Below are 13866 nucleotides of genomic sequence, written 5' to 3' on the forward strand. Positions count from 1 at the left end.
AGCAAAAAAACAACGTCGCAAATGTCAAATATTTGTTATATAAGTCGATGCTAAGTGTAAGAACTACACTAATGTTAATTTTTCGTTAAATCTCGGTTTTTAGAGTCTTTTTACTTGCAGGATCGACAAATCTGCCGTATATTTGTAGTATCATAATTTAGGTTTATAATTGGTTAGTTTAGAAAGGTTTCCATTCTCCCCGTTTGGAAACCTTTTCTTTTTTGAATTGATAATTCTTTAGACGATGGACACCTAAGGATTTTAGGAAATTAAATTACCGGCAGTTAACAAGATTATTTTTTACTTCTTCTTGAGTGTAGGTTTCCGTGCTGTTGCCAAATGTGGTTGTGATGTAAGTTAATATATAAGCGATATCCACGTTAGTCAATTCGGGGTTTCCGGGCATATTGCCCTCGTAGTTTTTTTCATTAATTTTAATAGGACCGTTCATGCCATTCTTGACGATACCTGGCAGTATCTTCCGGTTTTCCTTTAGATATGTCGTATCAGTCAGTGGCGGATAAAGCATCCCTAATCCTTCACCCTTCGGACCATGGCAGCTTTGACAATGTGTAACGTAAAGCTTTTGACCGTTTACAGCATATTGAGCCGTTTCGATACCAACTTTAGGCTGACAAGAGAAAATAAGCATACCGATAAGTACGCTTATTCCCGCCAATGAAAATAGCGTATTTCGCATTCGTAATTTATTATTCTTTCAACAGGGTCTCCAAATCATTAAAAAGTTGAGCTACCTGTTCATCATTTGTTCCGTCGTAAGCACCCCGGATACGTTTCTGCTGATCGATCAATACCAGATAACTTTGATGGTCGTATCCTCCCGGAGCATCCTGATCCTCTTTTGTATAGACCAGATATTTATCGGCGATGCCGTAAATTTCCTTTTTTTCGCCCGTCACAAATTGCCATTGCTCGTTTGTAACACCCAATTTCTCTGCATAAGATTTGAGCACGCTTGGCGAATCATACTTGAAGTCAATACTGTGCGACAAAAAAGCAATACGTTCATCATCTTTATATTTTTCATATACCTTTAGCAAATTGCGCTGCATGGTTGGACATATACTCGGACAATGGGTAAAAAAGAAATTTGCAACATAAACCTTATTGTCAAAATATTTTTCCGTGATTTCGACGCTGTCTTGGTTAAGGAAGGCAAATGCAGGTATTTGGTGGTAAATGGTGTCAACGACAGTTCTGCCGTCTACAATTCGTTCCTCTGTTGCCCGCTCGCCAATGATAGGCAATTTTTTTTCGTTTGTTTCCGTGCAAGCCACGAAAATGGAAGAAAACGCAAATGCACTTAGGTATGTTGTAAGTTTAAGTTTCATGACTACTTTTTAAAAGGGGCTAGCAAACTTTCCGCTTCATACGTTACCTGTTCAAATTCGGTTTTCAAGTCCGAAATACGGTCCACTTCGGCTTTTTGATAATTTATGTCGGTGCTGTCAGCCACATATTCTTTCATCCAGACCATCATTTTATCTGTAGCCGATTCCAGATTTTCTTTTAATGTGTGGAACTTATCTTTAGTTTTTGCTGTGTCTAGGTTAGCATCCACAGTTTTTAATACAGAAAGATTTTGTAACAATGAATCTATTAAAATCTCATGTTTGTTAAAAGCGGTGATTTGAGGCATAATCTCGTCGTGTATTTCGATGGCCTCCGTTGCTAGTTTCTCCGCTTCCTCGTTCTGTTGGCTGGTGTTTTGACAGGCACTCGTAACCAATATGCCCAATGCTAGCGTGCCCAAAGTAAACTTTTTCATCATGTTCGTTTTTATTGTTGATATTCAATAATGCAAATATAGGAGTCCGTTTATATTTAATTGGATTATGATTGTTTAATTCTTGTAATAAATGGAAAATATTGTCTTGTAGATGTTTATGACGTTTTCATCATGTAAATACAATCATTTAAAAAGATTGGGTATGCCTAAGGAATAAGGGACAAGATTAACTTTTGGGACACTTCTTGCAGCGTTTGCCCCGTTTGTACTTTTTACAGCATTTTTTAAAAACACAACATCCTAAATCAAGGTTGTAGTTTATCCCTTTTTTGACTTCGTCAAGGAAGGGATTGCCATCTTCAATAGGAAATAGCGGATCTATTATCTTTTCCATTCTTGCACAAAGATAACTATTTAGATTGAATTTAAATAATCTTAAGTCCAATCGAAATATCACGAGCGGCCCCATCAATAATTTTAGGATCATTGGTATTATTAATAATCACCAAATCACATATTGGTTTAAATGGAACCAAATATTGTTCATAAGCCGGCACTACATGATTTATCCACTTATACATGACGTCATCATGGTCATACCCTCTTTCAATGAGGTCCCTCTGCAATCTCCTCTCTAGGGCAACCGATTCTTCTGCGTCGAGGAAAACCCGATAATCCAATAGATTATTAACCTCCTCATAGTGGAAAATAAACAAGCCTTCTACAATAAGAATTGGAGCAGGTTTAATTTCGAGCATTTTAGGTGTAATATCGGGATTGTTAAATGTGTATTCTTGCCGATAAACGGTATGTCCGCCGAAAAGTTGACTTATATCGTAAAAAAAGGATTCCCTGTTGATTGCGGTGGGCAAATCAAAGTTATATAAACGATTTTCTTCTTTTGTCTTAGTGTTTGCTGGAATATAATAATCGTCTTGCGAAATAAGTGTTACTTGATCGGGTTGAAAATAGTTGAGAAAGCGCCTCAAAAAAAATGTTTTTCCTGATCCGCTACTGCCTGCAATACCGATAACGTATGGTTTGTCCATCTAAGCTTTCTTAAATTTAGTTACTGCAAGGGTACACCGTACGCTATTTCGATCAAAAATCTTCTGTCAAGTGCACCAATATACGCTGCTGCCGACTTTGATAAAACAACGATAGCATCTTTCGTTTCCGCTGTGTCCGTAAATTTTCCGACGACCTTGGCATACGTAACATTCTGTGTCATGGGATTCGTGATTTTTAAGATGGTGCCTATAGGCGCCGTCTTGTGAAGCGCTAGATTGCTTTTACCGTCGGTTTCCAAATTGGCGATCCACACGCCGATACCCTTCTCTTGTTTTTCGCGAATACCATAGCGATTTGCGGCGATAATTTGTTCGGGTGTTAATTCCGATGCCGACGATGTGTCGATAACAATCGGTTGTTGCGGCACTTCAGGAAGCGGTTCTCGATAATCAGCATTTGGAATTTTCAGAGTGATGCCCTCTCTGAGAGAATCCGATCGAAGATTGTTCATTTTTTTTATAGCTTCTATCGTCGTGCCAAATCGCCTGGAGATCGCGTACAGGGTTTCGCTCTTTCCCACTTTGTATTCGGTTAAAACCTTCGGTTGATCCTGCTGTTGAGTTTTCGCAGGGGGGGCAGATGGAACTGTTGTCACTGGAACTTCTTGCTTACCCGTAGGAATTTTTACCGTTTCGCCCGGTTTAAGATTCTTCTTATTGTTCACTTCCATAATGCGGTTTACGGGGATGTTATATCGGCGACTTAATGCATAATATGTTTCTTTTCGCTCAATACGGTGGATAACGTTTATTTCACCGTTTATGACCTCCACGCCTATGGAATCAGGCGCGATAGAAACAGAAGATAGTTTACTAGCGTTATAATCAACGGGTTTGGCTTTCAGAAAAAGAGGGAAGCATAATGCAGCCACGAGTCCTAATTTTATTGCACTCGAAAAAGCTTTTGTTTTTCTCATATATTTACAATTATACTAAATACGAAACAATTTTCCGTTTATTATACGACATTAAAAATAGTTGGTTTTCTATCTGAAAATAGGGTTGCGGAATCATTTTTGGCATATCTGATAATAAACATTGTGTCCATAATAAGTCAGATTTATCGGCGACAGAAAGGTTTAAATAGTAAAGCTCATTTTCTTTGGTGTGGTACGACCAAAGTATACGATCCGCTGCGCGGCTAATCCAAGGTAAATCTTGTATAACCGCATTTTGCAGATAGGGGGGTAAGACACCGGTATAGGGGACCGGCATTTTTATGACGCTGCAATATTCCTGTGCCCTTCCTGGATTGGATGTCTTTTTTAGCGCCTCTATATCGATATATTCTTCAAAACCGCTTTGGAAATTACGATGTCGCACTTTGACGACATCACAGTAGGTGTCTATCCAAGTGTATTCTTGCCATAGATGACGAGGAGCACCTTGCATATCTAAAAACAGGATTCCTTCTTTCACCGGCTGTGTGTCGCCTACACGTTTCAACACAATTGTATGATGTTGGATGGCCTCCAATGTCCATTCTTTCTCATCGATTTGCTTATGTTTTAATATCTCTTTTCCTTCAAAATCAATGACATAAAGTATGGCGCATGTAGACTTCGCATCGCGGAGCTCTACAGCAATCTGTCTGGTGGATGCATCTGCGACGATTTTCCATATTTGGTAAGGAAAGTTTTTCTCGAATGCTTTAAATGTCGTATATTTAGTCATTACTATAGCAGGAACATTAATCTATGAAGAACAAAATTACAAAATCCTTTTTTGCTTTTCTTTGTACTTTTTGTGTAATGCTTTCTCCAGCATCGGCACAAAAAATATACAAAGTAGACATTAAAGAAGATATCGGTCCAAATGCATGGCGAACTGTGAATTTGGCGCATCAGAAAGCAACAGAGCTCCAAGCCGAAATGTTTTTGATCGAGTTAAACACATTTGGCGGAGCAGTAAATTTTGCAGATTCTATACGTTCCAAACTTTTAGGCTCTACCATGTATACAGTGGTATATATAAACAACAATGCAGCTTCCGCAGGAGCGTTGATTTCGCTGGCTTCGGACAAAATTTTTATGCAAAAGGGCGGGAGTATGGGTGCAGCGAGCGTTGTCAACCAAAGTGGGGAAATTATGCCAGAAAAGTATCAATCTTATATGAGAGGATTGATGCGTGCTACAGCCGAAGCAAAAGGACGGGATCCCAAGATAGCGGAAGCATTCGTCGATCCTGAAGTTTCTGTTCCACAATTGAAGCCTGACGGTAAGCTATTGACGTTAACAGCTTCCGAAGGAGTAAAATCAGGTATTGTTGAAGCTGTAGTAACTGATGTAGGAGAAGTCTATAAACAGGTTGAAAAAGGTAATCTCGAGGTCGTGCAGCACCGCATTACGGTAGTTGATCGCATCGTCGCTCTTTTGATTAATCCGATGGTTAGTGGGTTTTTGATATTAGGCCTTATTGGCGGTATTTATTTTGAATTGCAAACACCTGGTATCGGTTTTGCGCTAGCGGTAGCAATTATATGCGGTGTTTTATTTTTTGCACCGCTGTATTTGCAGGGGTTGGCAGACCATTGGGAAATTGTCCTATTTATTGTGGGAGTGGCACTGCTGTTGATGGAGGTCTTCGTTATACCGGGATTCGGCATTGCCGGTATATTGGGAATTATATGTGTACTTTGTGGCCTTGCTTTTTCTATGGTCGACAATAACTTTTTTGATTTTAAATTAGCCAAACCAGGATTATTGATGGAATCATTTTTAATTGTAACGGGAGCGATGGTGCTCTCTATTGTCTTAATGGTTATTTTCGGGAAGAATATCCTAAGATCGTCCGCCTTCAAGCGATTAGTTCTCCAAGATGAACAGAAAGCCGACGTAGGATATACTTCGTCTCCGCAGAAAACGAATCTGCTATATAAGAATGGTATTGCTCGAACGGTTCTAAGGCCGGGAGGTAAAATCGAAATTGATGGAGTTTGGTATGACGCTGTTGCGTTAGATGGGTTTATCGATGCAGGAGAAGAAATCTACGTTGAAAAACACGAGAACTACAATCTTTTTGTACGAAAGCTCAAGGATAAACCAGTAAAGAATGATGTATAAGGTGTTGATCACCTTATACTACCATTTCCAAGCTAAAATACGGATAGCCTTTTGTCCCTGAGTCATATTAATAATTTCGATTTTAGAAGCTTTATTGTATTCTAACGAGGCGATAAGAGGTTTTAGGTTTTCTTTATTAGAAACCAAGCTTGTGACCCAACCTAATTGTTTTTTGAATCGCATACTTTCATTAATCATATCGCGGACAAACTTCCGTTCTCCGCCCTCACACCAGAGTTCATTGGGATATCCGCCGAAATTTTGTACAGGAAGCGCTTCTTTATTCTGGTGTAGATTATGGAATTTTTTAGTTGTCTTCTGCCAGTTTTCTTCTCTTGATTTATAGAAGGGAGGATTACACATAACCAGGTCAAAGTAATCATCTTCGTTAAGGACACCATCAAAGATGCGTTTTTTATCCTCCTGTAATTGCAAGGTAATCTTCTTAGGCAATCCACTATTCGTTTTGATCAAAGATCTAGCATGGTTTAACACCGTAACATCAATGTCTGTTCCTAGGAAGTTCCAATTATATATCCGTTCACCTAAAATGGGATATATTAGAGATGAGCCTGTTCCGATGTCCAAAACATTTATTCTGACTCCTGTTGGTACAACACCGTCGTTGTCGGCCGCTAGCAGGTCGGCAACATAATGTATATAGTCTGCTCGGCTCGGAATAGGAGGGCAGAGGCTATTTTTCAAAATGGACCAATTTTGTACGTTATAGTAGGCTCTTAAGAGTGCCTTATTAAGTTCAACAATCGCTTTAGGATTCGCATAATCGATAGACACGGTGCCAAAAGAGGTCTCGATGATATAATCTTTCAATACTGGATTTGCATCTTCCAATTTGGGAAAGTCATAGCCCGATTGATGAATGTTTCGAGGATGCAATATATTCTTCTTTTTCTTGAGATCCATAAACGCTTAATTTAATGCAAAGGTATTATAATATTGTGGGTATTTACGAATTGGGTATCTTTATATCGAAATTATATAATACTAACGAATACATGGCAGATTTCGACATGAAGCAATTTTTAGACGATAAAGTAGCATCGTTTAACCAACATAAATTTATTGAAAACGATCCGATATGTATCCCTCATTTGTTTACTAAAAAACAGGACATTGAGATTATGGGCTTCTTTGCTGCTATTTTGGCTTGGGGGCAGCGGAAAACCATCATTAACAAATGCAAAGAATTGATTGAACGTTTTGACGGACAACCTGCAAACTTCATAATGAGGCATGAGGAGGCGGACCTGAGAAATCTTTTAGGATTCAAACACCGCACTTTTAATGATACTGATTTATTATATTTCGTTTCTTTTCTACGTTTCCATTATGGTCGATTTAGTTCATTAGAAGATGCTTTTATACTCGATGATCAGCCAGCAGTGTCCTTTTCGATGGAGCGAAGTTTAAATGAATTTAAAGCATATTTTTTCTCTTTGCCTGACTATCCAATTCGTACGCGAAAGCATATCAGCTCTCCTTTACAAAAATCCAGCTGCAAGCGTTTAAATATGTTCCTGCGTTGGATGGTCCGTAGGGATGATAAAGGTGTGGATTTTGGTATATGGCATAGCATAAAGCCCCGTGATCTTATCTGTCCTTGCGACGTTCATGTAGAGCGCGTTGCTCGTAAGTTCGGATTAATTACGTCGGATAAAGTTAATTGGAAAACTGCTGTAGAATTGACAGAAAATTTAAAACGCTTCGATCCGGAAGATCCCGTTAAATACGACTTTGCGCTTTTTGGTATTGGGGTAGTCGGTGAACTCTAACCAGCAAATCTACCAATCTGTTAGAATAACCAAACTCATTATCGTACCATCCGACCACTTTTACCAAGCCACCAACGATGGACGTGAGCTGAGCATCAAAAACGCAAGAATAAGGGTTATTGATAATATCAACGGAGACGATAGGATCCTCCGTATAATACAGAATATCTTTTAAGGTTCCTTCTGCCGCTTCTCTAAATTTGGTGTTGATTTCTTCAACTGTCGTCTGTTGCTTTAGCGTGCAAGTAAAATCAGTTAACGAACCATTAAGTACCGGAACACGTATACCTGCACCGCCGAGTCGTCCATCCAGATGCGGAAAAACATTGGTAATGGCTTTTGCAGCACCTGTTGTAGTCGGTATAATCGAAGACGATGCTGCGCGAGCCCTACGTAAATCTCGGTGGGGGGCATCATGTAGGTTTTGGTCTCCGGTCATGGAATGCACGGTCGTGATATAACCATCATTAATACCCCAATTTTCATCTAATATCTTTACTAAAGGAGCAACATTATTGGTCGTACAGGAAGCATTCGAAAACAGGGAGGTCTGCCAGTCAAAACTCCTATCATTAATGCCCAAAACAACTGTAGGGACCTCCTTGTCTGGCGACGGGGCTGATATAATAGTTTGTGTCGCGCCGGCTTTCAAATGTAAGGAGGCTTTTTCTCTATTGGTAAAAACACCCGTTGACTCGATCACCACTTCGACGCTCATTGCACTCCAAGGGAGCTGTAAAGGATCTTTTTCTTTTAATACTTTGATAGATTGATCCTCGACAAAAAGATGCTCTGCATCATGATGAACTGTGAATGGGAATGGTCCATGGACGGAGTCATATTTTAGCAAATGGGCTAACGTAGCGGTATCGGTCAAATCGTTGATAGCAACAATTCTGATTTCCTTTTGGAGTCCTCGGCGATAGATATTGCGTAACGTATTGCGTCCAATCCTTCCAAAGCCGTTTATCGCGACATTCATTACTTTATAAACTCAGCTATGACAAAATCAATATTCTTTTCTCCATCCCAGCTACTTTTCAAGGCTCCGTTTGCCCCGTATATGTAATTTGCTGGAAATTGTGCAGGCACATGGAATTTTTGAATAAATTCTTGGTTTCTATCGTACAACACTTCTACATTTGGTTTGTCGACAAGCTCTTTGCCGAAAGTTTCTAGAAATGACGCCATAAGTGAAGGGTCATTCATAGAAATGAAATACAGGTTGACGTCTTTTAGTTTTTCATAATTCTTAGCTAAAAGTCCAGTCTCTTGTTGACAATGACCACAACTTGGATCAAAAAGGATAAATACAGTATTTCTGTTCGCAGGTATATCCTCATTTGTAAACCCTATCCCTGATTTGACTTTATAGAATTTAAAGTCCGGCAACTGCTTAGTAGGTTCTTTAGCCAGGGGAACAGATGGCTGTGAGGTTGAGGCGGCTTGTTGTTGATCTACGTGATGTGTTGCTGCATGCTGTGCATTTCCTGCATTATTATTGGACTGACATGCATTAAATAAGGCGCATGTGCTAATGGCGATACTTGTGATTAAAAATTTCATTCTACGACTATATTTACGCACCAAAGCTAGGAAAAATTGTGTCAATCAACTAGTCAAAATGATTAAATGATGATAAAATGATGCGGTACAAAAAAGGCTTCTGATCGTCAGAAGCCTTTTGGGTTGTTAACAAAATAGTTGTACGTACTAAGGAGTAACAACTTTTACCTTTTCTGTTTTTTCTTCTACAACACTTTTACCTTTTCTAAGGTCATATACAGATGGTGCTGCAAGGAAGATAGAAGAATAAGTACCTACCACAATACCAATTAATATAGCGAAAGAGAATCCTCTGATTACCTCTCCGCCGAATACAAACAATACCGCCAACACAAAGATGATGGTTAAGGAGGTAATGATGGTACGGCTCAAGGTAGAATTTATCGCACTATTAACGGTATCACCGAAATATTCTTTATGCGCCAACGGTTTATTTAAGTATTCTCGTAAACGGTCAAATACAACCACGGTATCGTTTACAGAATAGGCAATAACCGTTAAGATCGCCGCTACAAAGTGCTGATCGATGTCTAACGAGAATGGAACAATGCCATCTAGAATGGAGAACAGACCCAGCAAAATAATCGCATCGTGAATAGTTGATACTGCTGCTCCCATTGAATATTGCCATTTGCGGAAACGTACCAAAATATATCCCGCGATAATCACAATGGCGAATATAGCAGACCATATCGCTCTATCTTTTATATCTGTTGCGATACTAGGACCAACTTTTTGGGAAGAAAGGATCTCATACCCGTTACCTTCTATTTTGGATAGTCCTTCGTTTAATTTAGCCAATACTTCTCCATCTGCCTCATCACTAGTTTCCTGCACATGATACGTTGTCGTAACGCGTACCTGATTTTCACTACCAAAGGTTTTCACTTCAGTTGTTAAGCCGAATACCTCATCGAGGTTTTGACGTACGTCCTCCAAATTGACAGCTTGTTCATACGCTACGGTATAGCTGCGTCCTCCGCTGAAATCTACACCTAGTGTGAAACCTTTGGTGAATATAGCCGCTAAAGCAATAATCGAAGCAACGATTGAAATTCCGTAATATATTTTCCGTTTTTTGATAAATTGGAAATTTGCGTTTTTTAAGGTATTTGCAGACCAAGGAAACGATACAGATACTTTCCAATCTTTCGATAGCATGTACTCGAAAATCAGGCGCGAAATAAAGATAGACGTAAATAATGAAGTAATGATACCGATCATCAATGTAGTAGCAAATCCTAAAATTGGTCCACTGCCAAAGAAAAACAATACTAGACCCACCAAGAACGTTGTTATCTGCGAGTCCAAAATGGAAGGCATAGCATTTTTATAACCATCAGCAATTGCTTGTCGGACGGATTTTCCCAGTCCTAATTCTTCTCGGATACGTTCATATATCAGGACGTTAGCGTCCACTGCGGTTCCCATAGTCAATACAATACCCGCGATACCAGGTAAGGTAAGCACAGCATTTAAGGAAGCCAAAATCCCCATTAAGAAGAATACGTTAAACAATACCGCAATGTTCGCTGCTATACCAGCACGGTTGTAGTAAGCAATCATAAATAGCATTACTACGACAAGCGCGATAACGGAAGAATTTATACCCGCGTCAATTGCAGCTTGCCCCAATGATGGGCCCACAATCGCTTCCTCTACAATTTTTGCTGTCGTTGGAAGACGTCCTGCCTTTAATACATTAGCTAAGTCTTTAGTATCTTCAATAGTGAAATTACCGGATATAGAAGAGTTACCATTCGGAATTTCCTCGTTTACTCCGGGAGCTGAGTATACAACACCGTCTAATACAATAGCGATGGAAGCATTATTGTTCTGTGCCGCTTGTGCTGTAATTCTACGCCATTGACGAGCTCCTTCGGAATTCATAGACATCGAAACAACTGGCTGGTTCTTCTCATTAAAATCGTCGCGCGCGTCGGTAATGACGTCACCCGTCAAGACAGCCCCATTTTCAGGGCCCGATGTTTTGATTGCGTATAAGGAGAGAAAGTTAGGCGTTCTTTGTTCCGGTTTTACTGACCATAAGAATTTCAAATTCCCAGGGATATTGGATTTTACTTCCGGACGATTTAAGTATTCATTAACACGAGCAGTATCTTTTAGGTTAGCAATACCAACCATCGCACCCGGAGTTAGGTTTGGCTGACCATTTTGCTCCATATAAGTGGCCGGATTTAAAACGGCAAACAACGGATTACTTGCAGCTAGGTCCGCAGAAACTCCAGCAGTATCGGTACTATCTTTAGCGGCTGCTCCTAAATTAGCTAACAGATTATCATCATTGGCTTTAGTGGTACTGTCGGTTGCGGTGGAATCGTTCGAAACCGTAGCCGGAGTTGAGGCCGATGGTGTCGACGATTTAAGCGAATTGGCCAAAATATTGTTCAGGTTTTCCAGTAATGGATATACCTGATAGTTGTCATGTGTTTCGTAGAATTCCAACTTGGCAGATCCTTGTAGAAGATTGCGGACACGCTCTTCGTCATTAACACCAGGAAGCTCAATTAAAATCCGGTTCGTCCCTTGTTGAATCTGGATGTTTGGAGAAGCTACACCAAATTTATCAATCCGCGTACGTAATACTTTGAAAGAGTTTTCTATAGCATTACCCGCTTCTTTATCTAAGAAATTGCGTACCTCATTATCAGAGCTATTTGCTTTAATAAGCGACGCATTATCTGTTGTCGCGAAGAAAGTAGCCAAAGGCGTTCCTGCCCCTAAAGCCTTATATTCTTCTACAAAAAGCTCAACGAGGCCCCTATTTACCGACTTACTCTTTTGAAGAGCAGATTCGATAGCCTTGTTAAAGTTTTCATCTTTAGGGTTGTTTGCCAAATTTTTAATGAGTTCGTCCAATGATATTTCCATTGTGACGTTCATTCCACCCTTGAGGTCTAAGCCCAGCGCTAATTCATGCGCTTTCGCCTCCCTGTAAGTGAATTTAGCTACACCCAGATTGTAAACTTCCTCACCAGCTATGGAATCCAGATATGCTTTTTCTTTGGCCATATCGCCTTTCGCATATTCCGCAGCGTCTCGTTCTACTTTTCGTGTAACAAATGTGAATGATAGGGAATAGAGGCATGCTATTGACACCACTACTACCAAAAATTTAATCAGCCCTTTACTCTGCATTGTCTGTCTTCGTGTATTTGTTTGTAGTTATATAATCTTACTTACGATTTAGCTTAATAATACTTAACCAAGATTCGCAAAGGTATAAAAATTTTGTAGAAAGAAAACAAATTCGAACACTTATGCGAACAAAAAATATAATGACGTTAGGGAAGTATACATTTTTAATCTATGTTAATTGAACAGCAGTCATTTAAAGGTTAAATGTATAGTTAAAATAATGAAAGTTGGCAATCCGGCGCATAAGAAGAATGCTTTTGAGCTTTCCCAAAAACAGTTCTCCCGCCATGTTTCCAAGAATCTCTACGCTCCTGTTCAATAACCTGCTGTACATCAAATTTCGGAGTGAAATTGGCTTCTGTTTGGAGTACCACTTCGTGCAGTTTATTGATCGTCTTTAATTTGTCCGTATTTCCAAGTTTAGATTTTTCAATACCTTTCCGTAGTATCTGTATACTATCGTCGTAGATATCGATCGGTACTGGAAAGGGATGTCCGTCTTTACCTCCGTGTGCAAATGAGAAACGGGCAGGATCCTTAAACCTGGAAGGAGCGCCGTGTATTATTTCACTTACCAGCGCGAGGGATTGCATAGTGCGCGGTCCCACGCCTTGTAATAGCAAAAGATCTTCGAAATTGTTAGGTTGCAATTCACGCGTTACATATAACAAGGCTCCTAATCTTTTTAAATCTACATCCGATGAACGAACGTTATGATGCCTCGGCATCATCAAGCGAGCGAAATCCTGTGTAACTTTTGCCGAATCCTCATGCGAAATAGCTAGAATACCCTGACGGTTATTAGCTGCACTAGCAGCCGTGAGGTTCAAGATATATCCCTGCGGGATACCATTGATTCCCGTATGTGGCTCTTCGATAAACGATCTCAGGTTTTCCGAATGCCAGTGATACCTTCTTGCGGTACCATCTTGATCATGCATGCCCTGTTGGACCACCGCCCAGCTACCGTTGTCAGCTACAATAAAGTTGTGCAAATATAATTGATAGCCATCCTGTATCGCTGTATTGTCCACTTTAGCAGAAAGTTTGGAAGCTCTAATGAGTTGGTCACCAGCAAGACCTGTTCGTTCCGCAACCCGTAAGAGCTCAGCCGGTGTCTCTCGCGATAGTTTACCTTTTCCTCCACATATATAGATTCCTAACGATGAGGCTGCCGGATTGATTACACGCTTTAAGGCGCCCATGACTGATGTGGTAATTCCCGAGGAATGCCAGTCCATACCCAGCACTGCTCCAAAACTTTGAAACCAAAACGGATCAGCTAACCTCCGCAAAACTTCCGCTTTGCCATAATCAGTTAAGATGGCCTCGATTATTGACAATCCCAAAGAAGACATGCGCTCATATAACCAAGGTGGAACTTTACCGTTATGTAAGGGAAGATCCGCTGTTCCTGATCGTTTCATTTTGCTAAATTGTTTAGTACAAACTTAGGCAAAATGCTT

At 40.0% G+C, this 13866-nt stretch carries 13 protein-coding genes; 2 read left to right on the forward strand and 11 right to left on the reverse strand.

Annotated features, from left to right (window positions below):
• Positions 1–274: 274 nt before the first annotated feature.
• From C5749_RS01255 to C5749_RS01280, 6 genes are all read right to left on the reverse strand, one after another.
• Positions 275–700: a c-type cytochrome gene (locus C5749_RS01255; protein ID WP_105722285.1), complete on the reverse strand. Its 426-nt coding sequence runs from the start codon at positions 698–700 to the stop codon at positions 275–277.
• Between the two features lie 10 nt (positions 701–710).
• Entirely contained in the window at positions 711–1352 is a 642-nt protein-coding gene (locus C5749_RS01260; protein WP_105722287.1) for an SCO family protein, read from the reverse strand.
• 2 nt (positions 1353–1354) lie between these two features.
• Positions 1355–1792 (reverse strand): hypothetical protein, encoded by a 438-nt coding sequence (locus C5749_RS01265; protein ID WP_105722289.1) that lies wholly within the window; start codon positions 1790–1792, stop codon positions 1355–1357.
• 383 nt (positions 1793–2175) lie between these two features.
• On the reverse strand, positions 2176–2799 hold the full coding sequence (locus C5749_RS01270) for a uridine kinase family protein (protein ID WP_105722291.1): 624 nt from the start codon (positions 2797–2799) through the stop codon (positions 2176–2178).
• Positions 2800–2819: 20 nt separating this feature from the next.
• Positions 2820–3737, reverse strand: a complete 918-nt coding sequence (locus C5749_RS01275) for a DPBB and LysM peptidoglycan-binding domain-containing protein (RefSeq protein WP_105722293.1) — start codon at positions 3735–3737, stop codon at positions 2820–2822.
• Between the two features lie 10 nt (positions 3738–3747).
• Complete coding sequence (locus C5749_RS01280; protein WP_105722295.1) at positions 3748–4494, reverse strand: hypothetical protein; 747 nt, start codon at positions 4492–4494, stop codon at positions 3748–3750.
• A 23-nt stretch (positions 4495–4517) separates the two neighbouring features.
• Between C5749_RS01280 and C5749_RS01285 the strand changes: the two genes are divergently transcribed.
• Entirely contained in the window at positions 4518–5882 is a 1365-nt protein-coding gene (locus C5749_RS01285; protein ID WP_105722297.1) for an NfeD family protein, read from the forward strand.
• A gap of 18 nt (positions 5883–5900) precedes the next feature.
• On the opposite strand, the gene rlmF is transcribed toward C5749_RS01285, so the two are convergent.
• Entirely contained in the window at positions 5901–6806 is a 906-nt protein-coding gene (gene rlmF, locus C5749_RS01290) for a 23S rRNA (adenine(1618)-N(6))-methyltransferase RlmF (protein ID WP_105722299.1), read from the reverse strand.
• A 92-nt stretch (positions 6807–6898) separates the two neighbouring features.
• On the opposite strand from rlmF, the gene C5749_RS01295 reads away from it, so the two are divergent.
• Positions 6899–7675 carry a TIGR02757 family protein gene (locus C5749_RS01295; protein WP_105725085.1) on the forward strand — a complete coding sequence of 259 codons (777 nt, stop codon included), beginning with the start codon at positions 6899–6901 and terminating at the stop codon, positions 7673–7675.
• On the opposite strand, the gene gap is transcribed toward C5749_RS01295, so the two are convergent.
• From gap to C5749_RS01315, 4 genes are all read right to left on the reverse strand, one after another.
• Positions 7626–8657, reverse strand: coding sequence for a type I glyceraldehyde-3-phosphate dehydrogenase (gene gap, locus C5749_RS01300; RefSeq protein ID WP_105722301.1), 1032 nt, complete (start codon positions 8655–8657; stop codon positions 7626–7628). The two genes, C5749_RS01295 and gap, sit on opposite strands and share 50 nt — an antisense overlap.
• Complete coding sequence (locus C5749_RS01305; RefSeq protein ID WP_105722303.1) at positions 8657–9241, reverse strand: TlpA family protein disulfide reductase; 585 nt, start codon at positions 9239–9241, stop codon at positions 8657–8659. Before C5749_RS01305 ends, gap begins: the two co-directional genes overlap by 1 nt.
• 147 nt (positions 9242–9388) lie before the next feature.
• Positions 9389–12400, reverse strand: a complete 3012-nt coding sequence (gene secDF, locus C5749_RS01310; protein WP_105722305.1) for a protein translocase subunit SecDF — start codon at positions 12398–12400, stop codon at positions 9389–9391.
• A 212-nt stretch (positions 12401–12612) separates the two neighbouring features.
• Positions 12613–13827, reverse strand: a complete 1215-nt coding sequence (locus C5749_RS01315) for a DUF763 domain-containing protein (RefSeq protein ID WP_105722307.1) — start codon at positions 13825–13827, stop codon at positions 12613–12615.
• Positions 13828–13866: the final 39 nt, after the last annotated feature.

It is taken from the genome of Sphingobacterium gobiense, from assembly GCF_002980575.1.
GTDB lineage: Bacteria > Bacteroidota > Bacteroidia > Sphingobacteriales > Sphingobacteriaceae > Sphingobacterium > Sphingobacterium gobiense.

Bases quoted from the DNA above. Each gene is read 5' to 3' on its own strand.
- C5749_RS01255 (WP_105722285.1), bottom strand. From the start codon at position 700: ATGCGAAATACGCTATTTTCATTGGCGGGAATAAGCGTACTTATCGGT.
- C5749_RS01260 (WP_105722287.1), bottom strand. From the start codon at position 1,352: ATGAAACTTAAACTTACAACATACCTAAGTGCATTTGCGTTTTCTTCC.
- C5749_RS01265 (WP_105722289.1), bottom strand. From the start codon at position 1,792: ATGATGAAAAAGTTTACTTTGGGCACGCTAGCATTGGGCATATTGGTT.
- C5749_RS01270 (WP_105722291.1), bottom strand. From the start codon at position 2,799: ATGGACAAACCATACGTTATCGGTATTGCAGGCAGTAGCGGATCAGGA.
- C5749_RS01275 (WP_105722293.1), bottom strand. From the start codon at position 3,737: ATGAGAAAAACAAAAGCTTTTTCGAGTGCAATAAAATTAGGACTCGTG.
- C5749_RS01280 (WP_105722295.1), bottom strand. From the start codon at position 4,494: ATGACTAAATATACGACATTTAAAGCATTCGAGAAAAACTTTCCTTAC.
- C5749_RS01285 (WP_105722297.1), top strand. From the start codon at position 4,518: ATGAAGAACAAAATTACAAAATCCTTTTTTGCTTTTCTTTGTACTTTT.
- rlmF (WP_105722299.1), bottom strand. From the start codon at position 6,806: ATGGATCTCAAGAAAAAGAAGAATATATTGCATCCTCGAAACATTCAT.
- C5749_RS01295 (WP_105725085.1), top strand. From the start codon at position 6,899: ATGGCAGATTTCGACATGAAGCAATTTTTAGACGATAAAGTAGCATCG.
- gap (WP_105722301.1), bottom strand. From the start codon at position 8,657: ATGAATGTCGCGATAAACGGCTTTGGAAGGATTGGACGCAATACGTTA.
- C5749_RS01305 (WP_105722303.1), bottom strand. From the start codon at position 9,241: ATGAAATTTTTAATCACAAGTATCGCCATTAGCACATGCGCCTTATTT.
- secDF (WP_105722305.1), bottom strand. From the start codon at position 12,400: ATGCAGAGTAAAGGGCTGATTAAATTTTTGGTAGTAGTGGTGTCAATA.
- C5749_RS01315 (WP_105722307.1), bottom strand. From the start codon at position 13,827: ATGAAACGATCAGGAACAGCGGATCTTCCCTTACATAACGGTAAAGTT.